Origin of the sequence: Bradyrhizobium sp. WSM2254 (assembly GCF_000472645.1) — a bacterium.
Lineage (GTDB): Bacteria > Pseudomonadota > Alphaproteobacteria > Rhizobiales > Xanthobacteraceae > Bradyrhizobium > Bradyrhizobium niftali.
In genome coordinates this window covers 1-20,822 of record NZ_AXAB01000045.1, presented here as the reverse complement: position 1 = coordinate 20,822, position 20,822 = coordinate 1, and the positions used below count along the sequence as shown (strand labels likewise).

Genomic DNA, 20,822 nt, shown 5'->3' with positions numbered 1-20,822 from the left:
AGTTACCCGCCCCGGCGCGTTCGACGAGCCGCTGGGCGCGACGCCCGGCCGGCACGTGCACTGGACGTCTCGCGCGGATTGGTATGTGCACGGCAACGGATTGCCGGTGGAGGATTGAAGCTCAGCCTTGCGCATGCCCACCATGGCGACGGTGATACGCACTTGGCGACGGCCAGCTCCAGTTCTTCAGCGTCGTTCGATCCGGCTCGAAGATCTCGATCTTGAGCGCATGGCATGCCGCAGCATCGCTGGAATGGGTTGCGCTACAGTCTCCACCGGGACAGGCCGACAACGCGCCGAGCAGGTCGATCTCCGCGAGAAACTCGATGAAGTCGCCGGGACGGACCGGACTTGCCTTCATGAAATATTGGTGCGTGTCCTTCGTGAAGCCGGTGCACATGAAGACGTTGAGCACGTCGTGGACATGATGCTCGATTGCGCGGGGCTCCATTTTGAGCTCGGCGGCAAGCGCGCGGGACAGGTTGGAATGGCAGCAGAAATCGTAAGCCGTGCCGTTCAACAGGAGATTTGTATAGGGATCGCAGCGCGTGCCGATGACATCGTGAATGCCGGCGCCGTCCTCATCGAAGCCGTACCAGCCGAGCGTGTCGTGACTGATGGTCGCCATCGGCCGAAGGTAGGGCATATTGCTCCAGAGCCGGTCCCCGATGCCGACATGCGTGCCGTGGAGCGCCCGCGTCTTGCCGCTGAAGAAGCGCTCGGAGAGATCCTCTGCATTCCAGAGATTGAGGTCGCCGACCTGAGGGCCATCGATGCTGACGATGCGGAAAAACTGGCCGCGCGCCACGCGAAATGTTCTGGCATCGCGTGGCGGCACGGTGAGCTCGTGCGTCTTGACCATCGTGCGGCGGGCTTGCTTGAGCGCGGCCAAGTCGGGCCCGGGCATCGTGCCGGCCGGATAGACGATCGTCGCCTTGGCGGCGCGGCGCGAAGCGGCGTCTGCGGGTGCGATTATGGGCGACATGCAAGGCTGATCCCTGTGACTGCAATCCATCCTACCGCCTCATCTCAGCAGCTCGCAACGCACCCCGCCATGATCCCGTCGAGCTCGGCCTTCGAGAGCACCCCGAGCTCGGCGATGAAGACGATACGCGACCGCGGCACGCCTGGGCTTGGCGCCTCACCCGGCGCCAGCGTCGCGCGGCCGCCGGCAAACTGGAACACGGTCAGGCGGCCGGGCTGCTCGACGGTCTCGAACAGGCCCTTGGCGCGGGCGAGCTTTGGCGCGAGGGGCGCGACGCCGGACCGGCACGTGCAGTGGGCGTCGCGGGCGGAATGGTATGTGCACGGGGATGGACTGCCGACGGAGGACTGAAGCCCGACCTTGCCGCCATCCCCTCTATGTTGGGTCGGAAAGTCCTCGTTCAACCCCTCGTACAGGTCCATCGCACGTGCTATTCTTGGTATATGGAGGAGCATTCGGAGCTTTCGTTGCAGGGGACGCCAATCAAGGTCGATCTTCAGTCGAATGCCCCGGTTTGGACGCCTCCGCGACAGGCCTTGTGGCAGCGCATTGCGCAGCATGATCTCGAGCCCGACACGCCGCTGAACTTCACCCGCCGGCTTGCGCGCGATCATGGCTGGAGCCTCGAGGATGCCCGTGCAGCCGTCGACGCCTATCGACGCTTCTGCTTTCTCGCCGTCGTCTCGCCGACGCCGGTGACGCCGAGCGAGGTGGTCGACGAGGTCTGGCATCAACACCTGATCTATTCACGCGACTATTGGACGATCTGGTGCGGCGAGGCGCTCCAGGCCCCGCTGCATCACGATCCGACGCCGGGCGGGCCGGAGGCCCAGATGGTCTATCGCCGGCAATATGCCGAGACGCTGGTGCTGCACGAGCAGTTCTTCGGGCCGCCGGCCGCTGAGTTGTGGCCGGCGACGCATCTCCGCTTCGGACGCCCGCGCTATCACGTGACGGACCGCAGCAACTGGCTGATCGTTCCGAGACCGATGGCCTGGATCCGACGTCTATCCAAAAGGTGAACCGATGGTATGGAATCCTTTCAACTGGACGGCCGGCCCTTTCCTCACCCTCTATCTGGCACTTGCCTTCACGATCTTCTGGCTGAGCTTCCGCCTCAAGTCGGAGATCGGTCCGGGCGCGCAGGCGAGCGGCCGGCTGGGCATCCTGGAGTTGGCCTATCTCGCCGGCGGCGCCAAAAGACTTGGTGATGCCGTGCTGTTCAGGCTCACCTCCGGAAACGGCGCCATCATCGAGTCCGACGGTCGCAAGATCACCGTCGTCGACCAGGCACCGCTGGCGACCCTGATCGGCCAACCGCCGCGGATGCAGCTTCAGCCCGACATGACGCGGCAGCAATTCCAGACGGCCATCCAGCCGGTCGTCGAGCGCATCCAGCAACGCCTGCAACGGTCCGGCTATTGCCCGAGCCGCGAGCAGATGGCGTCCTTCCGCATGACGGTCCTGCCCTTCGTCGGGCTGCTGATGCTGTTTGGCCTCACCAAGGCCGTGGTCGGCTCGTTGCGGCATCATCCCGTGGATTTTCTGCTGTTCCTGATCCTGGTCACCGCAGTCGCCGGTGTCGTGCTGGCGACAACGCCGCGACGCACGCGGGCCGGCACCAACGTCCTCGAAACCTATCAGGCCTCGAATGAGCGCGCGTCGCGTGCGCCGCTCGACCACGAGCTGCTCCTCGCCGTCGCGCTGACGGGCGCCGTCGTGCTGACGGGGACGGCGCACGCCTCCGTCTACAGCGCGTCGCAGACGATGAGCAGCAGAGGCGGCGACAGCGGCGGTGGGGGTTGCGGAGGTGGCGGCGGCGGTGGTGGTGGATGCGGCGGCTGTAGCTGAACGATACGCCGTAGCCGGACCGAGGGCATACGACACGGATCGCGACCCGGCACGCGCCTCAGCCGCCGGCAACGCACCCCGCCATGATCCCGTCGAGCTCGGCCTTCGAGAGCACCCCGAGCTCGGCGATGAAGACGATCCGCGACCGCGGCACGCCCGGTGTCGGCGCCTCACCCGGCGCCAGCGTCGCGCGGCCGCCGGCAAACTGGAACACGGTCAGGCGGCCGGGCTGCTCGACGGTCTCGAACAGGCCCTTGGCGCGGGCGAGCTTTGGCGCGAGCCGGCCGATGGCCTGCTGCAGGCGCGGCAGCGAGATTGGCTGATCCGAGGTCCAGCTCAGCGTCTCGAAGCGTTCTTCTGCCGGGCGCTTCGGCCCCGGCTCACGCGGCGCAGGCGCGCGATCGATGGCTGCGGGAAACAGCAGCACGGACGGAATCTCGCCGTGCCGCGCATCGACCACCACGGCGGGGACGCGCAGCGCGCGGATGGCCTCGCGCATCCGGGCACCTGCGCCCTCGTCCGCCAGATCCAGCTTGCTCAGCGCCACGATATCGGCGACGCGCAGCTGCGCGCGCATCAGCGCGTCATCGAAGGCTGACGGCGGTGTATCTGCGTCCATCACGCAGAGCACGGTTTCCAGCGGCGCCTCGCGCAGGATCACCGGATCCATCAGGTTGCGCACGATATCGGAGGGATCGGCGACGCCGCTGGTCTCGATGACGATGTACTCCGGCTTCGGATCGCGCCGCAGCAGCGTCGCGAGCGTGCGGAGCAGGTCGCCTTCGAGCGAGCAGCAGATGCAACCGTTGGCGAGGCTCACCACGCCGTCGCTCGCGCCCGCGATCAGCTCCGCGTCGATGTTGATCGCGCCGAAATCGTTGACGATTGCGGCGATGCGCCGTCCCTCCGCATGCGCCAGCAGATGGTTGACGACCGTGGTCTTGCCCGCCCCCAGAAAGCCCGTGACCAGGAGAATGGGGACCGGCATGGGTCAGCTCTCGACGACGGGGCGGCGCACGGGTTTGCCCGGCCGCGCCGCCACGTCCAGCACGCCGTCGCTGATCAGCACCTGGCCGCTGACGACGAGATGCCGCACGCCCTCGGATGGACGGTTCATCGCCGTGAATGTGGCGCGGTCGCTGAGCTTCTCGTAGTCGAACACGACGATGTCGGCATCGGCGTCCTTCGCGAGCCGGCCCTTGGCGCGCATCGCGGGCGTGCTCTGCGACAGGATCTCCGCCGGGATCAGCGCGCATTTGCGCACGCCTTCCAGCAGCGACACCGTTTTGCGTTCGCGCACCCACTCGCGGATGAACTTCGTGAAGCAGCCGGCCGAGCGCGGATGCGACGTCGCATCATCAGGCAGCGGCCAGGCGTCGCCGGTGTAAGTCTTGCCGTCCGACGTCGTCCACGGCATCGCATCGGATGCGATGGCGCCGCCGGGATAGAGCACCGACATGTCGAGCAGGTCGCGGTGATGCGAATTGTTCTCGGTGTCGAGGATGTGCCAGAGCACCAGCGAGGACGGCTCTTCGGCCTGCGCCTTGAGCAGCTCCTCGCGGTCGTGGAAGCGATAGCCGTCGGTCACGCGCTGCACGGAATCGTAACCGGTGCCATTGCGCTCGACGAATTGGGGGTCGCTGAAGAACGCCGCCGCCAGCACGGTCGAGCCGGTGCCGTAAGGATAGGCCTCGACCGTAATGGGCAGGCCCTGCGCCTGCGCCTTTTCGACCAGCACGCGGCAGCGCTCGATATCGGTCTTGCTCGACGAGTTGAAATGGCAGATGTGCATGTGCGCGCCGGTGGCGCCGGCATAGCCGATCAGGCGGATATAGGCCTCCGCCGCGCTCTCGGGATCGATGCGCGACATGTAGGCGACGTGGGTGAAGGTCGGCACGTCCTTGGCGGCTGCAAGCTGGCAGACCGCGGTCAGCTCCTGCACGCCGGCGCCCGGCGCGTAGGCGTTCAAGATGCCGATGCCGATGCCGCCTTCGTTCAGGCCGCGCGCGAGGCGATCGAGGATGCCGGCGACCTCCGTATCGCTCGCGACGTTGTCCATCCAGCGGCGGTCGCGCATGGCGTTGCCGAACGCCTCCAGCGAGCTTTCCGCATTGGAGCCCGTCATCGCGCCGATGCGTGCAAAGGCCCAGTTGGTGGCGGCGCCGTAGTTCAGCACGCGTCCCTTCCTGGCCTGACGCTCATACCAGGATGCGACCGGCAGCACGCCGGCCTCGAGATCGAGCGTCGTCGTCACCCCGTCGAACGCCTGCATGCGGTCGGCCGGGATCGACTGGCCGTGCGCGTGCAGGTCGATGAAGCCGGGTGCCACCACGAGGCCGGTGGCGTCGATCACCCGCTCGGCGCCGCCGAGCGAGGCGCCGACGGCGGCGATCTTGCCGTCCACCACCGCCACATCGCCGATGGCATCCATCCCGCTCGCCGGATCCACCACCCGGCCGCCAGAGATCACCAAACCGCTCATATCGTCGCTCCGCATGCTATTGCCAAAACCTCCAAAGACCCGGCAGCAGCTTTGGAGGCACGTCGGGGCGCATAGAGGCAGATTTTCGGGACGACGACCACCGCCGCGGATGCCGATGCAGCATGCTTACATGCGAGGTCCGGGGCGGGAGGTCCGGGCGCGCGCCTGCAGTCTCGCGGCATGATCTGCCCGAGCTGTGCTTCGCTTCACACCCCCTCGAAAGAAAGGGCGCAGGGAAGACCGGGCGCCGGCTGGCACCCATTAAGACCCCTGCGCTGAACAGATGCACACGCAATGCACAGGGGAGACACAGGGCAGCCGAAACCCGGCCTTCCCTGCGCGATGGTTTAACGGCCTATGCCGCGCTCTCCCGGGAGCCGAGTTCGTTCTGGCCTCCCTCGCCCTCGCGAAATGCACGGCACCGCGCCGGTTGACGCGATTGACGCCTTCGCCAAGGCTTGACCGTAGCAACGACGGCCAGGACCACACGGTTTCGCCGTACGCGAGCTGACCCTGCTTCGCCAAGAGGCTTCGCAGGGCACAGCCCTGCTCCGTCAAAGGCTCCGCAAAGCTTGGGCGCCGTCCGTCTTCGCGGTCCGTAGCGCGCTCACGAGGTTCATCTCGCCCTGCACGCTACCGACCGCCTTAACGCCGCCCGCGTCCACCGCAACCCAGCCCGCGTTCGTGACGACGTACGACCGCCCCTTTTGCCGGGCTGGGATGGCCGACACATACGACAAATCCGAATTTCGGTAAAGTGGAATATATTTGGAGGACGGGGTTGACAATCTGTTTCGGCTGTTTTGTCCGACACCCGCGCAGTCGCGAGATGGCGCGCCTGCAGCGGATCAGGTCCGAAGCGTCGCTTGGTACGCAGGATGGGCTGAGCTCTCGCGAAACACATCACCCCGATTGACGACCGACTACGATGGCAATCTCTGCTCGGATATAATTCGCACCGGCGGAAAGGCGACGCAATCCACCACATCGAACAGCACTTCGATCCTGCGGTCGTATGACCGTGCAAAGGCAATGGCGTCATCGTGCCGTTCGTCGGCGATGCGCGTGCCGAGCGTGCAGTGTGGCGTCCATGTTCCGGGCCGATAGTGAGGGCGACAATGCACCGGATCAATTGCTGCGCTGATGGCGCTGTGGATGCGGGTCAGGGCTCCATTGGACGTTGGGTCGGCCCAGAGGACGAGAGGCGAACCTTCGAACCAACGAATTTGTCTGAATTCGATACGCAGTTGCGCCTCGCCGGTGACGGCCGCCAGCATGGCATCCCATGCAGTCTTCTCGCTGATCGAAGGGGAATCGTAGATCGCAAAAGTAAAATGCGGTCGGTAGCCGAGGGCGCGCATCGACGGCTCGACCTCAAAGGCAGCAACCTGGTCCCACAGCCGTTCGATCTCGGTTGCAGAACTGTTGTCGGCGCGGATGTTGATGGCTAGTGCCACAGGCAATCAATCTCCAAGTGGAGAAGCCCGACGGGCTCAGAGGAATCTCATACTATCGAAACTGCGCCGTAATTCCTAACGGCACACCCTTGAGGCATGCGTCCGCGCACATAAGTGCCTCGGCCAAGGATGCGGAAAGCCCGAGGCATCATCGGTCGACGGGGCGCCGGTTCATGTCCTCCAGGAGTTCGCGCATGGCATCGAATTGCGTGCCGAAACCTTTCCAATCTCCGGCCTTCAATCGCTCCACGGCCTGGTTGTAGCGATCAAGCGCCGCCCTGGACTGATTGGCCGTCGGGCCTGCGAGGGGCGCCTCTTCCATCCTGCTCGGGGCGACCGGCGCCGGACCGGATTCCGTGAACAGGGCGGCCAATGCCTCGGCGAGCGTTTCCTTCATCACGACATGCTCACCATAGGCTGCGATCACGCGCTTCAGCTCCGGCAGGTGTCCTTGCTGCGCTCGCAGATAGAGCGGCGATATGTAAAGGATCGAGTTCTCGATCGGAATCGCGAGCAGATTGGCACCGCGGATCACCCGCGAGCCCATCTGATTCCACAGCGTGAGCTGTTGCGAGATCTCTGTATTTTGATTGATCCGCGCCTCGATCTGGAACGGCCCGTAGACGAGCTTCTCCTTGGGGAATTCGTAGACGATCAATTTGCCGTAATCGGGTGCGTCGCAGCGCGCGGCGAGCCACGCGATCATGTTGTCGCGGCGGCTCGGTACCATGGGCAGCATGAGGAAGAATTCGGCCTGCGGTTCGCCGGGCAACCGCATGATGATGTAATAGGGGGTCATCATCGAGATGCCGTCGCCGCCCGGCTGACGCGGGAATTGCCAGAGATCCTCGCGGTTGTAGAAAACGTCGGCCGCCTCCATGTGGTAGGCCTGGTACATCCGGGCCTGAATCAGGAACAGGTCTTCCGGATAGCGAACGTGCTTCCGCAAGTCCGGCGGCATCGTCGTGAACGGCTTGAACAGGCTCGGGAAGATGCGCTGGTAGGTCGCCGCAATCGGGTCGCCGGAATCAACCAGGTAGAAGTCGACGGTCCCGTTATACGCATCAACGACAACCTTCACCGAATTGCGAATGTAGTTGAGATCGAGCCCCTGTGCCGGCTCTGCATACGGGAAATAGGAGTTCGTCGTGTAGGCGTCCTGCATCCAGAACATGCGCCCACCGCTGACGACCAGATAAGGATCATGATCGAGCCTGAGGAACGGAGCGATCGTGCTCACCCGCGTCTGGATATTGCGCCGGATCATGATCCGGCTGTCGGTCGTGATGTAGTTTGAAAGAATCAGGTTCGGGTCGTTGAAGTAGTAGGCAAACAGCATTCTCGCGGCCATTCCCCCGATCGGGATGCCGCCGGCGCCGCCATAAGCCGCATAGGCGTTCTCTTTCCCCTTGGGATAATCGAACTCCGGCGTGCTGCCCTTCACGATGACGTAGTCGTCGGTCTGCTCGCCGAAGTAGATGCGCGGCTCGTCGATCCTGGGACCGACGTCTGCGACAGGAGGAATATCGCGCAGATAGAACAGCGGCAGTCCTTCGGCACTCTTGCGTGTGACCGGACTCATCACCGCGCCATTGCCGTGGGTGAACAGCACGTGGCGATTGACCCAGGTCTGGGCGTTCGGCGGCAACAGGGAAGACCGCAGTTCGCGGGCCGAGAGCATCACGCTCTGGTAGGAGCCATCGAGCCAGTAGCGATCAACGTCGAGGTCATGGAATTTGTAATAGGTGCGGATTTCCTGCAGTTGCGCATAGGTATCCGACAGCGGCAGCCAGTCCCACAGCCTGATATTTTCGATTGTCGCCTTGTTGGCTTCGAGCACCTCGGGGGTAAGCTTCTGCTCGGCGGCAAACGGCTTGGCTGCAATCTGATCGAGATTATATGCCTGCCGGGTGAGCGCGATGTTGTGTTCGATATAGGGCCTCTCCAGTTCCAGCTCGCTCGGCTTGACGAAGAACTGCCGGAAGAACCCGGGAACGACGGCGGACAGCACGAACATGCCGACGCCGACGAGCACGATCGCCACGGCTGGAAGCCGGTAGGTGCGAACCCGGACGTTCGCCCAGGCGGCCAGCGCCGCGATGATCGAAATTCCGATCATCAGCCACAACGCCGGCAGCCCCACATGCACGTCGGTGTAACTTGCGCCGACGACGACGCTATTGTCCCCATAGAGCAGCAGATAGCGATCGAGAACGTAGGACCAGGCTTTCACGGCGAAGAGAAAACCAAGCAGAGCGGAACCATGAGCGATCGCCGCCGGCGATATTGACCGGTGGCGAACGTCGTATTCGATGTCGCCATGCAGCCAGTAGACAGCCGCGGCGAAAAGCCCGCTCAGAACGAGCGTGAGCATCATCCAGTTCCTGATGACGATATAGGCGGGCAGCGAGAAGAGGTAGAAGCCGATGTCCTTGTTGTAGAGCGGATCGTCTGCGCCGTAGGGGACCTGATAGACAAATCGCAGGAAGACGCCCCAGTTGCCGGCTTCCTCCGCCGCAACAAGAAGGGCGAGCAACGCTGCACCGCCTGCGATCAACCGGGGCAACGGCAGTTGATCGCGCACGAGCGCAAGCAGATCCGGTTGCACGCTGCCCGCGGCGCTTTGCGCCGGCGCGGCGGCAGGCTGCGTCGGCTGTCGTCGGGCAAAGCGCAGTGCGAGCCATCCGTTCAACCAAAGGATGACGGCGGTTGTCGTCCAGACAGCAAGAAAGACGACGGCCTCGGCGCCGACTGTCGTCCAAAAAACCTGCAGATAGCCGATCGAGGAAAACCACAGCCAGCCGACCAGGAGGTCGCTCGCGAGCGCGAACAGGATGAGGCAAGTCCCAATGACGATGGCCGCAACGATGAGCCTGACCACGGCACTTTGCCTTGGTACCTTGCGTCCGGGTCCGGTAATCCCGATCGTCATGGTTTCATTATAGCGGAAATGAGCGACGCCCGCCGCTCGATTTCACGGCCGGGATGAGCGCCTCAGCGAGGACGCGGGTCCTCGAACCTGCATCGCCGGGATCGCGGAACGGCGTAAGGTGGCGCGCCATCCCGAATAAGACTGCGAGCTCGCATATAATTGCGGATGGAAGACCCAGTTGGGTCTATAGTCAGGCAGCCGCCCATCGTATGGCGAGAGCCTGCCGGGAGCGCCTACGGTGGATCGTTTGCATCCAGCATCGGAGGTGATGTCATGGCCATTGCTCCCACGCTCCAGAAATACCTAGCCGCTGAGAACATCCAATACGAGTTGATCCCGCACGAACTCAGCATGACGTCCGCTCGCACGGCCGAGGTATGCCACATCCCTGGCGATCGCCTCGCCAAGGGCATCGTGTTGCGGCGCGACGGCGAATACGTGCTGGCCGTCTTGCCCGCATCGCACCACCTCCACCTGTCGGAACTGAGGACAGAACTCGGCGACAACGTCCACATGGCCGATGAAACCGAGATCAATCGGCTGTTCAGCGACTGTGCGCACGGTGCAGTACCTGCCGTCGGCAAATGCTACGGGCTGGATACCATCGTCGACGACAGCATCAAGGCGCAGCCGGATATCTACATGGAAGCCGGCGATCATGAGACGCTGCTTCATATGGGGAACGCGCAGTTTGCGCGCCTGACGGCCAATGCGCCGCACGGGCGGTTTAGCGCGCACGACTGAGAATTTTGGAGACTGCCCATTGCCTTTGCGATCCCAGGCGGGAACTCGGGTCGCGAAGTCGCTGTTAGGTCTTTGGGAGGGTGACGGCGACAACGTCTGCGCTTGTCTGGTCGGACGGCCGCGGAATGATGCCTTCTGCTGCGATCTCGCGCCAGATCGGTTGTACTATCCAGAGAACGGGGGCTGCTGCGTTGCATCAATGCACTTGAAACCCACCAACGGAGGCTCGCCATGAAAGTCAAAGACGTGATGCACAAGGGTGTCGACTGGGTCAGCCCCGACACGCCTCTCACCGAGCTTGCCAAATTGATGCGGGCGCATGACATCGGCTGCATTCCGGTTGGCGAGGACGACAAACTGGTCGGGATGGTGACCGACCGCGATATCGTCTGCAAAGGGCTTGCGAGCCACGGCTTCGATCCCGGCCGCGCGACGGCGCGCGATGTGATGACTGAAGGCATCCATTGCTGCCGGGAGGACGATGACCTCGCAAAGGCGATGCATCATATGGAGAAGCTGCAGGTCCGCAGGTTGCCGGTGATCAACAAGAGCAAGCGGATGATCGGCATCATCAGCCTGGGTGACCTGAGCCGTTCCGCGCCAAATGATATGCTGACCGAGACCGTCAGGAGTGTTTCGGCGCATCACTGAGACGATGCAGGCGCACGTCGATTTGCCCGTGTCATCCGGCGGTTCAGGTCGCCCGGCTGACCGTCTGCGAATTGGCCAATCGGCGGGCGCAACGCAGCAAACCTCGCCGATATTGCGCGACATGGCGCTCCCGGACGTCGCCAACGGGCCTTGTCAAACGGTTGTCGCGGCATCGTCGTCACCAGTTGCGCCCGCGATGTGACGGCCGGCGATATAGCCAAAGGTCATCGCCGGGCCGAGATTGATACCGCCTGAGGGGTAATAGCCGCCCATCACGCTGGCCATGTCGGCGCCGACCGCGTGCAGCCCCGGTATCGGTCGTCCGTCACCGTCGAGAACCCGGGTGCGTTCGTCAGTCTTCAGGCCGGCAAAAGTGCCGAAGCTGCCGGGCAGCACCTTCACAGCGTAGAATGGTCCGATTTCGATCGGCGCGACGCAGGGATTGGGCTTCACGTCTGGATCGCCCCCCTTGCGGTTGAAGGGCGTCGAGCCGCGTCCGAAGGCGGGATCCTCGCCGAGCCGCGCATCACGATTGTAGTCGTCCAGCGTCCGGCGCAGGCCTGCCGGATCGATGCCGCAGGCGCGCGCCAGTTCTTCCGGGGTACGGCCCGCCTTGATGTAGCCGGAGCGAAGATAGGGCGCGACCGGCAAGGGCGCCGGCCGCGAGATGCCGAGACCGTAGCGGCGCTGGAAGGCGCGTGTGCAGACGAGCCAGGAGGCGACCTCCCGACCTGGTGGCGTTTCACGGATCATGGCACTGACATAATCGTAGTAGCCTGCGGCCTCGTTCACGAAACGGCGGCCGTCAGCCAAGACCGCAACAATGCCGGGCTTCGCCCGCTCGATGATGTGGGGAAAGCGGCCCACCGTGCCATCCGAATAGGGAACCAGCGACACCGGGCACCAGGCGCCCGGAGAAGCGAGGGATTTGTCTACCTGACCGCCCGCCCCTTCGCCGAGACGCAGACCGTCGCCGGAGGCGGAGTCCGGCGTGACCGACCAATGCTCCTCTCCGGAAGGCGTGTAGCCGAACAGCTCGCGCCGACGCTCCCGATCATGCGGAAAGCCGCCGCTCGCCAGAATTGTCCCGCGACGGGCCCGGATAGCGTGCTCGCCGTTCGGACCACCGACCAACGCGCCTGTCACCACGCCGTCCTCGACGAGGAGATGCCTGGCCGGCGCCGACACGCGGATCTCGACGCCGAGTTCCGCGGCAGAGAGCCCGAGCCGCGCCGCCAATGCATTGCCGTTCACAAGCTGGGTCGCCCGGCCAAACAGTGCGAGGTCGATGAGGTGGCGACCGACCCGCTTCGCAACATGGAGCGCGGAGCGGGCCGAGCGCGTGACGCTCATGAACGCCGCGAGGTCCGCGCCCGCCATGATCGGCAATCCCAGGAACGCCGTTTCGCGCAGCGGCCGCCGCAGCTTGCCGAACAGCGCTCCGAGCTTCCGTCCGTCAAGAGGCGCCGCGCAGACCTGGTGGCCGCCTGTCGCGGCGCCCGGTGTCGCGCCGTGCATATCCGGGATGGCATTGCCGTCCACGAACTGGAGCTTGGTGTGACGCTCGAAGAACGCGACCATATGCGGTGCTGCATCGAGAAACGCATCCACCTTGACGGGGTCGTATTGATTGCCGAGTTCGTTGCGGAGATAGGTGCGCGGGCCCTCCGGATCTTCGTGGATGCCGGCACGGCGGGCAAGCGGATTACCCGGGACCCACATCCAGCCGCCCGACCATGCCGTCGCGCCACCGAACACGGATTCCTTCTCGACGACGATCACCTTCAGCCCATGCCACGCGGCGGTGACCGCCGCCGACAAACCGCCAGCCCCTGAGCCGATGACGAGAACATCGCACTCATCCGGACTGCTTCCGTCTGACGTCAAGGGCATGATGGTGTCCTTTTTCGGCGCGCGTTTGCGCCAGAATACACCGCGATCACTCAGTCCGGCGATCACCGCGGCGGCGCTACCTCGCTGCATGCCGTTCGAAGAACCTTCCGGACGCATCGGCAGCGGAATGGATACGCCGCGTGGTCGACCAATTCGCTTCCGCCGCAAGCGGCGTCTCGATCACGAGCTGCGTTGCCCCGGGAAGCGCGTCCACGAGTTCGTGAAGCGGCATGCTCCCTTCGCCGAGATGCAGACGTGAGCCGCGAGCCTCGGTCGGCAGGTCCTTCAGTTCGGGAGAGGTTTGAACCGCATCGGAGAGCTGCGCATAGGCTATACGGTTGGCCGGAATGCCAGCGACGTCGTTCGGCGTGCCACCCCCACGGTAGAGATGCAGCGTATCGATGATCAATCCGGCATTCGGACGGCCCGCAGCCTCGATCATATCGAGAGCATCCTTCCAGGTGCGGATGTCGCGGTAGAGCATGAACTCGACGCCGACATGCAAGGCGAACCGGGCCGCCTCGTCGCAGAGGCGGCCGAACAGATCGATGCGCTGCGCCGGTTCGAGAAATGCGGTGTTCCCGATCACCTCTGTCCCGATGGAAGAAATATGCGTGGCACCTAATTCCGCCCCAACTTCAAGCGCAGGACGGAACTTTTCAAGATTGGTGGCTGGCGAAAGGATAAACGCTTCAACATCGAATACGCGCATGTTGTGCGCCTTCAACGCAGATTTGACTTTGCGGATAACCTCAGGCCGTCCGACAATCTCGTGCTGCAGCGGTTGCGGGGTGGCGCTCATTAACAAGAGACCCACCGCGCCGAAGCCGCTTGCTGCAGCCCCTTCTATGAATTCGACCGGATCAACGCGACCAACAGTGAGATTGGCGATCGAGACCTGACTGAGTGCAACTTCGCTTTTCATCTACAATTCCCTCTGCGGCTCGATGATCTCGGTCACAGGCTGCCTCACCGCCAACTCTTAGCGATAGCTGAAGCCGGTGCTTGCCGCCCACCAGTTCAAGATGGTGTCACGATCCTTGAGTGCTTTCTCCAGATCCAGATCGAGGAGCTTAACGTCGGCCAGCACGGGGATGCCCTTTGGCGAGGCGACGCCATTGCGCACCGGATACACACCGGCTTCGGCGAAGATCGTCTGCATCTCGTGACCCAGTGCGAAATCGGCCAGCAGACGGGCCGCGTTCGGATGCGGCGCGTTCTTGCTGATGCCGATCGCGTTGAACTGAGCGACGCCACCGGACGCCGGCACAGCCATCGTGACCGGCGCTCCCTTGGCAATGATGCCGGACACCGCGGTCGTGATGTTGAAGAAGTCGAGCGGCCTTTCGCCCGTTTGCAGCTTCGTGGCCATCACGCCCATCGACGGGTTCAGTTCACCCTTGGTACTGCGGAAGCCTTTGAGGATTGCACCGCCTTTTTCAGCGCCGAATGTCTGATAGATTGCCGCAACGGTCGCGAATGTCGCCGAGGACGAGCCCGGGTTGGACATGGCGCCGAGGCCGTCCCAATCGGCCGGCGGGGTGATGTAATCCGTCCAGTCCTTCGGCAATGGCTTCTTGGCCATGGATTCGTGATTGTAGGCAAACAGAATGAGGTTGCCATTGCCACGAACATAGCCGCCACCTGGTGGCAGACCCAGCTTGCTCAAGCTCCCGGCTTCGCCGCTGGTGAAGTCTGCCAAATAACCAGACGTCTTCGCCGTGATGACGGTATCCTCAGCCTGGTACATCACGTCCAACAACGGCCTTCCGGCGGTATTCTCGGCGACGAAGCGATTGTATATCTGCCACGCATCGCCCGTGGCAGACGTTACTTTGATATTCGGGTATTTGGCGCCGAACGCCTTGAGCAACAACGGAACGGTGAATGGATCGCCGTAGACGACCAGTTGGCCTTCTTTTTCCGCTGCCGCAACGAGTGTCGCATCGGCGGCGCGAGCCAACTGGGCTGTCGGCAATCCGGCCAATGCGCCGAGGATCCCCGCGACAGCAAAACCGTGAAGTACCTTACGGCGCGACTTTTCCAATTCCATCGCTCTTCTCCCTGTGCATTGATTTGGTTGGTTGTTGCCTTATCCCGCTACGATTTGGGCTCGGACGACGCTCTGGCGCGGAACACTCCAAAGCCTCGTAGGGCTACACCTCGCTGTCGAACAGATGGACTTGCTCGGGCGCGATGGAGAGTGAGAGCTGGTCGTTGACGGCGAACCGTTCGTATCCGTAAGTCACAACCAATTGCGGTCCGATTGGCGTGTCGACGCGCAACTCCCGCCGGTCGCCGACAAACGTGACTTCTTGAACGTTGGCCGAGAGCCCGGAACCGGTGCCCTTCGTGACGCGCCAGGATTCCGGCCGCACCATGCACAAGGCATCACGCTGCGAGGACGCATTCGCCATCCGCCCCTGCGAAATGATTTCACCGGACGGCAACGCGGCGACACTTGCGCCGTCGTTGTTTGGGCGTATCGCCACCCGAAACAGGTTTGCCTTGCCCAGGAATTCCGCGACATAGCGTGCCGTTGGCCGGAAATACAGGTCCTCTGGCGGCCCCTTCTGGACCACCTTCCCTTTATTGAAGAGAAAGATCTCGTCGCCCAGTGACATCGCCTCTTCCTGGTCGTGCGTAACGAACAGGATCGTGGCGCCGATCCGTTGCTGCAGCTGCCGAATCTCATGGCGCATCTCGACACGCAGCCGCGCATCAAGATTGCTCAAAGGCTCGTCCATCAGGATGAGTCGCGGGTTGCCCACCAGACACCGGGCAATCGAAACCCGTTGCTGCTGGCCGCCGGACAATTTCATGGCGCTCTTTTCCGCCTGATCGCTCAAACCGACGATCCCGAGTGTGTCGCGCACACGCTTTTGAATTTCAGTTTTGGCCAGCTTTTGCGCTCGCAGCGGCATGGCGACGTTGCCGGCAACGGTCAGGTGCGGCCAGACGGCATACGATTGAAACACCATGCCGAGACGTCGCTTCTCCGGCAGGACATCAACGCCGCGGTCAGAATTGAAAACAGTATCGTCGTCGATCTTGATGGAGCCACTGTTCGGTCGCTCCAGCCCGGCAATGCAGCGGAGTGTCGTCGTCTTGCCGCAGCCGCTGGCTCCCAGCAACACAGAGATCTTTCCGGTTTGAAATCCGACGCTCAGATCGTCGATCGCGCGCAACGGACCGAATGCCTTCGTCAGCCCTTCCACTCGAACGCTCATCTCTTACCTCTCCCGTGGAGCTCCACGCTCAAATCGCTGCGACCTGCCGCTGCTTTGTGATGAGTGTCACCGTCCACATGACGCCCACGCCCATGACGAGTTGCAGCAATGAAAGTGCGGCAACCGTGGAGAATTCACCGACCGCCCAGGTGTCGAAGCTGAGGATGGATAAGGTCCGCGAATCCGCCGTATAGAGCGGAAGAACCATCGACAGCTCGGAGATGAAAATGCTGTAGACCATGACCCAGCTCGAAATGATCGCCGGCATCACCAGCGGCAACGTCACGCGGAACATCGTGTTGCCCCAGCCGAATCCGGAGATGCGTGCGCTCTCCTCGAGTTCGGGATGGATTTGAACGAGGCTGCTGGTAATGGTGCGAACGGAATAACTCACATAACGACCGATGAGGCCGACAATGATGATCCAGATCGTTCCGTAGATGCTCAACGGCATCCAAAGCCAAAAGAAGCTGACTCCGAGCGCGAACGCGAGGCTCGGAACGGACATCGGCAGGAGCACCACGTGTTCAACGAGCCGACGCCCCCACATCCGGGTCCGTGTCGTGATCCAGGCGACCGCCAGCCCCAGCACGGTCGCCGCCGTTGCAGCGATCACCGTAATCAGCAGGCTGTTGACGACTGTCGCCCGCACATCTTCTGACTGCCACAGATAGGCAACGTTGCCCCATGTGAACTTGCCTGACCACGTGAAGGTCGAAAAAGCCGCCGCGGTGATGATGACGATTGGTCCGACGACAGTTAGCGCCAGATAGAGCCAAATGATCGCAGAGACGACATGGCGACCGCCAGCGAGCTCGATGATTTTGGGCCGGAATCCCTTGCCGGTTACGGTGACGAAGGAACGGCCGCGCAGTGCAATGCTTTGCAACATGTTCGCGACCGTCGACATCAGCATCAGGTAAATAGCGAGCACGGCAACGATCCCGAAGCTCGGCGGGAAATGCTGCAATTCCAGATAGATCCGCGACGTGATCAGGTAGATTTCTTTGGTCATGCCGAGGAGCACAGGCGTGCCAAACAACCCAATGCTGATGACAAAGGCGAGCACGGCTCCAGAAAGGATCGACGGTGCGACCACCGGCAGCGTGACGCTCAGCATGGTGCGCACGCGGCTGAGCCCGCACACCTGCGCGGCCTCCTCGAGGCTCGGATCCATGTTCCGCAGCGCCGCCGCCACGATCATCATGACGTAGGGCGCGATGTAGATGCCTGTCGTCCAGATGATGCCGGTGTAGGTATAGATGTCCATCGGCTCGCCGAGCCCGAGGCCCCGCGCCGGGAGGTTGAACAGCCCCACCCGCGGTGCGCCGATCAGGACCCAGGCAAAGGCACCAATGAACGGCGGGATGAAGATCGGCAACGTCGCCAGTTGCTCGAGCGTGCGTGCGAACGGAACGTTGGTGCGCACGAGACACCAGGCCAGGACGACACCTATCACCGTCGCGAGCATCATGGCGCCGATAGAGATCACGACGGTGTTCCACGTCGCCATCCAATAGCCGGACTGGCTCAGCACGTTGCGCAGCGCGTCGAAGGAGAAGACGGTGCGTCCATCCTGCGGTTCAAGGAAGCCGCGGAGCACGAGGGCCACGAGCGGCATCAACGCAAAAACGGCCAGGACCACACAGAACAGCGTCAGCCAGCCTCTCTGCGCGAGGACGCGCGATGGTGTCGCCGCAAAGACTTTTCGGCCTCGCCCTGAATCCGACCGCTGCGCTATCGTGGAGATGGAAGGCATCTTGTGTTCGGCCTCACTTCCAATCCGTGTTGCGAGAGACATCACGTTGCGGCGTCACGAAGTTCGATGTGTTTCGCTCTGTTATTCGCTCCGCGGCGACTGAAACTGCGGCTGAGCCGCACATCAACGCGCACGGCTAATAGGTCGCGCGACCGCCGGTCAGATCAAAGGTAAAGCCGGTGGTGAAGCTGCAATCGGGGCCCGCGGCAAACGCGACCATCGCGGCAACTTCGGGAGCCGTTATGAAGCGCCCCATCGGTATCTTTGCCTTGATCGTGGAGATAAATTCGGGAGTCATCTCGCGAAGCAAATCGGTCTCCGCCATTGTCGGCGCGACGCAATTCACCAGCACGCCGGATTTCGCGAGCTCTTTAGAAATCGACTTCGTATAGGCGATCACGCCGCCTTTGGCGGCTGCGTAGGCGCTGCCGCCAGCGTTACCTTCCTTGCCCGCGATCGAAGCTACGTTGACGATGCGGCCGTAGGCCCGTTCACGCATGTGAGGAACCACGGTGCGGCAGCAATAGAACACGCCCGTCAGATCGATCGCGAGGACGCGATCCCAGCTTTCGATCGGGTACTCCCAGGCGGCGGCAATCGGGCCGTTGATCCCGGCATTGTTGACCAGGATCTCAACGGAGCCCGCGGCAGCCAGCGCATCCTGGAAGCCGAGCTGAACCGCCGACAGATCGGCAACATTAACGGATTGCTGGAGCAGCGGCGTGAAGCCCGCTGCCGATCCATCGAGGTCTGGGAAATCCAGATCCCAGAGGATGATCCGGCACCCGTCGGCCGACAGGCGCTGGGCAATGGCCAAACCGAGGCCGCGAGCACCTCCAGTCACGATGGCGGTCTGTCCTTCGAGACTCCTGCGTGTCGGAGTAATCGCCATGACTTCGTTTCTTCCCTTAGGTGCCGGTTGGCAGATATTTGCGCTGCTTTTACTTTGATGGAAGCGCTTCCATGCCCTAATATCCACACCCTCAAGCCGAGTCAAGCCTTTTTGGAAGCGCTTCCATGAACTATTGTGAGCGCCCAAGGAAGGGCCCGCGTCATGCGGGCAAATTGGACGAAGGGTGAAGTTTGACCCAGGAGACCGTCAAAGGCGGAAATGCCACGATCCGCATCGCGGATGTTGCGCGCCACGCCAAGGTCGGCGCCGGAACCGTATCCCGTGTCCTCAACGGCTCGCAAAACGTCGCGGCAGAAACGCGCGACCGGGTTTTGGCGACGATCCGCGAGCTCGGCTACGTGCCCAATCTCGTGGCCCGCAGCCTGGCTGCCAACCGGACCGGCGTCATCGCGGCGATCATCCCGGTGATCGGGTACTCCCAGCACTCCGAGGTCATTCAGGGAATGACGGAAGTCCTCCATGAGCACGGAGCGACGGTCATGATCGGCTCATCGGGCTACTCGCAGGACATGGAGGAAAAAATCGTCGCGGCATTCCTCGCGCGGCGTCCCGACGCCTTCTACGTGACCGGCACATGGCATAGCCAAAGAACCCGCGAGTTGCTGGGCGCGAGCGGCATACCGGTCATCGAAGGAAGCAATTTGACCGACGATCCGATCGACACAGTCGTTGGCTATTCGAATTTCGCAGCCGCCAGGGAGCTGACCCTGTTGCTCGCGTTGCGCGGCTATCGGCGTATCGGGCACGTGACCGTCAAGCGCGATCTCAATGATCGCATCGGAGATCGATTGGTAGGCTATCGTGCAGCGTGCAACGAACAACAGAGCGCTCAGCCTGAGCTGGTGATCGAATGTGAGAACAGCTTCACGGGCGGAGCCGATGCCATCGCCTGGGCGCTGGAGTCCTCCAATGCCATCGATGCATTGTTCTTTGCGACCGATGTGATGGCGGTCGGAGGCCTTCTCGAATGTCAGCGGCGCGGCATCGAGGTACCCAATCGGCTGGCGATCGCGGGCTTCGACGATCTGCCGATCGCATCATCCGTGATTCCCACTCTGACCACCGTTCAGGTCGATCGCGTCGGCATGGGGCGAAAGATCGCGGAAGTGTTGTTGCAGCGGATCAATGGAGAGCCTCCTCCATCAAGCAGGATCGATGTTGGGTTCCAGATCAGGGAGCGCGAAAGCACGTCCATGCCGGCCACGCGATAACGCCAGCGCAGGGGCGTCGCGGTACACTTCGTGCACAAGCTGCCTTCTAACCAATTGAAGTACCTAAACTCCCGTTCCAATCCATCACTGGCTGTACCGGCGAGGCCTCACGCGATCCTTCGCGAATTGGCAAGCCAACATGGCGCGAAATGCTGGGCGGGCTGTGCGATCGATCCGTTGTCGAGCGGGGTAGCACTCCCCGAGCGAAGTCGCATCGCATTATGTCGCAGAATATCGGGGACTTGGCGCTCCCTAGGGGAATCGAACCCCTGTTTCAGCCTTGAGAGGGCCGCGTCCTAACCGCTAGACGAAGGGAGCGTGAGGGACACGACATAGCCGCGAATTTCGCCGACGGCAAGCCGGGATTGAGGGTTTCGAGCGTCCTCTCCGCGGTCATCCTGGCGAAAGCCAGGACCCATTACCCCAAGGCGCAGTTGTAGGGCGACGTGCGAGCCACCAGTCCCCGCAACCACGCCGGCCCGTGGTTATGGGTCCCCTGAGTTCACAAACGAAGTGCAACACTTCCAACTGGAGGTGTTGCCATGGGGCGGACTTACAAACAGCTCTCCCTTGACGATCGATGCGAGATTGCCCGCCTTTCGGCCAATGGCAACTCGGTCGGGCAAATCGCGGCAGCTTTGGATCGCCCGCCATCAACGATCTCTCGGGAGCTGAGGCGGAACCGTGGCAGGCAGGTCGGCTACAAGCCAAGCT

At 62.8% G+C, this 20,822-nt stretch carries 17 protein-coding genes, 1 tRNA gene and 1 pseudogene; 6 read left to right on the top strand and 13 right to left on the bottom strand.

Annotated elements, in window-relative coordinates:
* Positions 1 to 121: 121 nt before the first annotated feature.
* Together A3M7_RS0129200 and A3M7_RS48940 are read right to left on the bottom strand one after the other, a co-directional pair.
* Complete coding sequence (locus A3M7_RS0129200; protein ID WP_049823744.1) at positions 122 to 985, bottom strand: DUF1989 domain-containing protein; 864 nt, start codon at positions 983 to 985, stop codon at positions 122 to 124.
* A 44-nt stretch (positions 986 to 1,029) separates the two neighbouring features.
* Positions 1,030 to 1,254, bottom strand: a pseudogene (locus A3M7_RS48940) (GTP-binding protein); the annotation flags it as partial.
* Between the two features lie 198 nt (positions 1,255 to 1,452).
* Here A3M7_RS48940 and A3M7_RS0129190 point away from each other — a divergent pair.
* A complete protein-coding gene (locus A3M7_RS0129190) occupies positions 1,453 to 2,007 on the top strand; it encodes a hypothetical protein (RefSeq protein ID WP_245284346.1) in 555 nt (184 codons plus the stop codon).
* Positions 2,008 to 2,011: 4 nt separating this feature from the next.
* Positions 2,012 to 2,836, top strand: coding sequence for a TIGR04222 domain-containing membrane protein (locus A3M7_RS0129185; protein ID WP_027547102.1), 825 nt, complete (start codon positions 2,012 to 2,014; stop codon positions 2,834 to 2,836).
* Positions 2,837 to 2,894: 58 nt separating this feature from the next.
* Here A3M7_RS0129185 and A3M7_RS0129180 read toward each other — a convergent pair whose 3' ends face one another.
* From A3M7_RS0129180 to A3M7_RS0129160, 4 genes are all read right to left on the bottom strand, one after another.
* Positions 2,895 to 3,824: a GTP-binding protein gene (locus A3M7_RS0129180; RefSeq protein WP_027547101.1), complete on the bottom strand. Its 930-nt coding sequence runs from the start codon at positions 3,822 to 3,824 to the stop codon at positions 2,895 to 2,897.
* Between the two features lie 3 nt (positions 3,825 to 3,827).
* Entirely contained in the window at positions 3,828 to 5,333 is a 1,506-nt protein-coding gene (locus tag A3M7_RS0129175) for an amidohydrolase family protein (protein WP_245284345.1), read from the bottom strand.
* Positions 5,334 to 6,241: 908 nt separating this feature from the next.
* A complete protein-coding gene (locus A3M7_RS0129165) occupies positions 6,242 to 6,775 on the bottom strand; it encodes a 2'-5' RNA ligase family protein (RefSeq protein WP_027547098.1) in 534 nt (177 codons plus the stop codon).
* Between the two features lie 148 nt (positions 6,776 to 6,923).
* Positions 6,924 to 9,707 (bottom strand): UPF0182 family protein, encoded by a 2,784-nt coding sequence (locus tag A3M7_RS0129160; protein WP_049823743.1) that lies wholly within the window; start codon positions 9,705 to 9,707, stop codon positions 6,924 to 6,926.
* 273 nt (positions 9,708 to 9,980) lie between these two features.
* Between A3M7_RS0129160 and A3M7_RS0129155 the strand changes: the two genes are divergently transcribed.
* Both A3M7_RS0129155 and A3M7_RS0129150 read left to right on the top strand, forming a co-directional pair.
* Positions 9,981 to 10,451: an aminoacyl-tRNA deacylase gene (locus A3M7_RS0129155; protein WP_027547096.1), complete on the top strand. Its 471-nt coding sequence runs from the start codon at positions 9,981 to 9,983 to the stop codon at positions 10,449 to 10,451.
* 231 nt (positions 10,452 to 10,682) lie between these two features.
* Complete coding sequence (locus tag A3M7_RS0129150; RefSeq protein ID WP_027547095.1) at positions 10,683 to 11,102, top strand: CBS domain-containing protein; 420 nt, start codon at positions 10,683 to 10,685, stop codon at positions 11,100 to 11,102.
* 153 nt (positions 11,103 to 11,255) lie between these two features.
* On the opposite strand, the gene A3M7_RS0129145 is transcribed toward A3M7_RS0129150, so the two are convergent.
* The 6 genes from A3M7_RS0129145 to A3M7_RS0129120 form a co-directional block, all read right to left on the bottom strand.
* The gene (locus A3M7_RS0129145; protein WP_027547094.1) at positions 11,256 to 12,995 is read right to left on the bottom strand and encodes an FAD-dependent oxidoreductase; all 1,740 of its coding nucleotides are present in this window, start codon (positions 12,993 to 12,995) and stop codon (positions 11,256 to 11,258) included.
* A gap of 76 nt (positions 12,996 to 13,071) precedes the next feature.
* Positions 13,072 to 13,920 (bottom strand): sugar phosphate isomerase/epimerase, encoded by an 849-nt coding sequence (locus A3M7_RS0129140; RefSeq protein WP_027547093.1) that lies wholly within the window; start codon positions 13,918 to 13,920, stop codon positions 13,072 to 13,074.
* A gap of 57 nt (positions 13,921 to 13,977) precedes the next feature.
* Complete coding sequence (locus tag A3M7_RS0129135; protein WP_027547092.1) at positions 13,978 to 15,048, bottom strand: ABC transporter substrate-binding protein; 1,071 nt, start codon at positions 15,046 to 15,048, stop codon at positions 13,978 to 13,980.
* A 103-nt stretch (positions 15,049 to 15,151) separates the two neighbouring features.
* Positions 15,152 to 16,225 carry an ABC transporter ATP-binding protein gene (locus A3M7_RS0129130; RefSeq protein ID WP_027547091.1) on the bottom strand — a complete coding sequence of 358 codons (1,074 nt, stop codon included), beginning with the start codon at positions 16,223 to 16,225 and terminating at the stop codon, positions 15,152 to 15,154.
* A 28-nt stretch (positions 16,226 to 16,253) separates the two neighbouring features.
* Positions 16,254 to 17,984, bottom strand: coding sequence for an iron ABC transporter permease (locus tag A3M7_RS0129125; RefSeq protein WP_049823742.1), 1,731 nt, complete (start codon positions 17,982 to 17,984; stop codon positions 16,254 to 16,256).
* A gap of 136 nt (positions 17,985 to 18,120) precedes the next feature.
* Complete coding sequence (locus A3M7_RS0129120; protein WP_027547089.1) at positions 18,121 to 18,876, bottom strand: SDR family NAD(P)-dependent oxidoreductase; 756 nt, start codon at positions 18,874 to 18,876, stop codon at positions 18,121 to 18,123.
* A gap of 191 nt (positions 18,877 to 19,067) precedes the next feature.
* On the opposite strand from A3M7_RS0129120, the gene A3M7_RS0129115 reads away from it, so the two are divergent.
* Positions 19,068 to 20,108: a LacI family DNA-binding transcriptional regulator gene (locus tag A3M7_RS0129115; protein WP_027547088.1), complete on the top strand. Its 1,041-nt coding sequence runs from the start codon at positions 19,068 to 19,070 to the stop codon at positions 20,106 to 20,108.
* Between the two features lie 243 nt (positions 20,109 to 20,351).
* Here A3M7_RS0129115 and A3M7_RS0129110 read toward each other — a convergent pair.
* A tRNA-Glu gene (locus A3M7_RS0129110) sits at positions 20,352 to 20,426 on the bottom strand.
* A gap of 224 nt (positions 20,427 to 20,650) precedes the next feature.
* Between A3M7_RS0129110 and A3M7_RS47295 the strand changes: the two genes are divergently transcribed.
* A partial coding sequence (locus A3M7_RS47295) for a helix-turn-helix domain-containing protein (protein ID WP_156937000.1) occupies positions 20,651 to 20,822 on the top strand: 172 nt, incomplete at its 3' end.

Bases quoted from the DNA above. Each gene is read 5' to 3' on its own strand.
- A3M7_RS0129200 (WP_049823744.1), bottom strand. From the start codon at position 985: ATGTCGCCCATAATCGCACCCGCAGACGCCGCTTCGCGCCGCGCCGCC.
- A3M7_RS0129185 (WP_027547102.1), top strand. From the start codon at position 2,012: ATGGTATGGAATCCTTTCAACTGGACGGCCGGCCCTTTCCTCACCCTC.
- A3M7_RS0129180 (WP_027547101.1), bottom strand. From the start codon at position 3,824: ATGCCGGTCCCCATTCTCCTGGTCACGGGCTTTCTGGGGGCGGGCAAG.
- A3M7_RS0129175 (WP_245284345.1), bottom strand. From the start codon at position 5,333: ATGCGGAGCGACGATATGAGCGGTTTGGTGATCTCTGGCGGCCGGGTG.
- A3M7_RS0129160 (WP_049823743.1), bottom strand. From the start codon at position 9,707: ATGACGATCGGGATTACCGGACCCGGACGCAAGGTACCAAGGCAAAGT.
- A3M7_RS0129155 (WP_027547096.1), top strand. From the start codon at position 9,981: ATGGCCATTGCTCCCACGCTCCAGAAATACCTAGCCGCTGAGAACATC.
- A3M7_RS0129150 (WP_027547095.1), top strand. From the start codon at position 10,683: ATGAAAGTCAAAGACGTGATGCACAAGGGTGTCGACTGGGTCAGCCCC.
- A3M7_RS0129145 (WP_027547094.1), bottom strand. From the start codon at position 12,995: ATGCCCTTGACGTCAGACGGAAGCAGTCCGGATGAGTGCGATGTTCTC.
- A3M7_RS0129140 (WP_027547093.1), bottom strand. From the start codon at position 13,920: ATGAAAAGCGAAGTTGCACTCAGTCAGGTCTCGATCGCCAATCTCACT.
- A3M7_RS0129135 (WP_027547092.1), bottom strand. From the start codon at position 15,048: ATGGAATTGGAAAAGTCGCGCCGTAAGGTACTTCACGGTTTTGCTGTC.
- A3M7_RS0129130 (WP_027547091.1), bottom strand. From the start codon at position 16,225: ATGAGCGTTCGAGTGGAAGGGCTGACGAAGGCATTCGGTCCGTTGCGC.
- A3M7_RS0129125 (WP_049823742.1), bottom strand. From the start codon at position 17,984: ATGCCTTCCATCTCCACGATAGCGCAGCGGTCGGATTCAGGGCGAGGC.
- A3M7_RS0129120 (WP_027547089.1), bottom strand. From the start codon at position 18,876: ATGGCGATTACTCCGACACGCAGGAGTCTCGAAGGACAGACCGCCATC.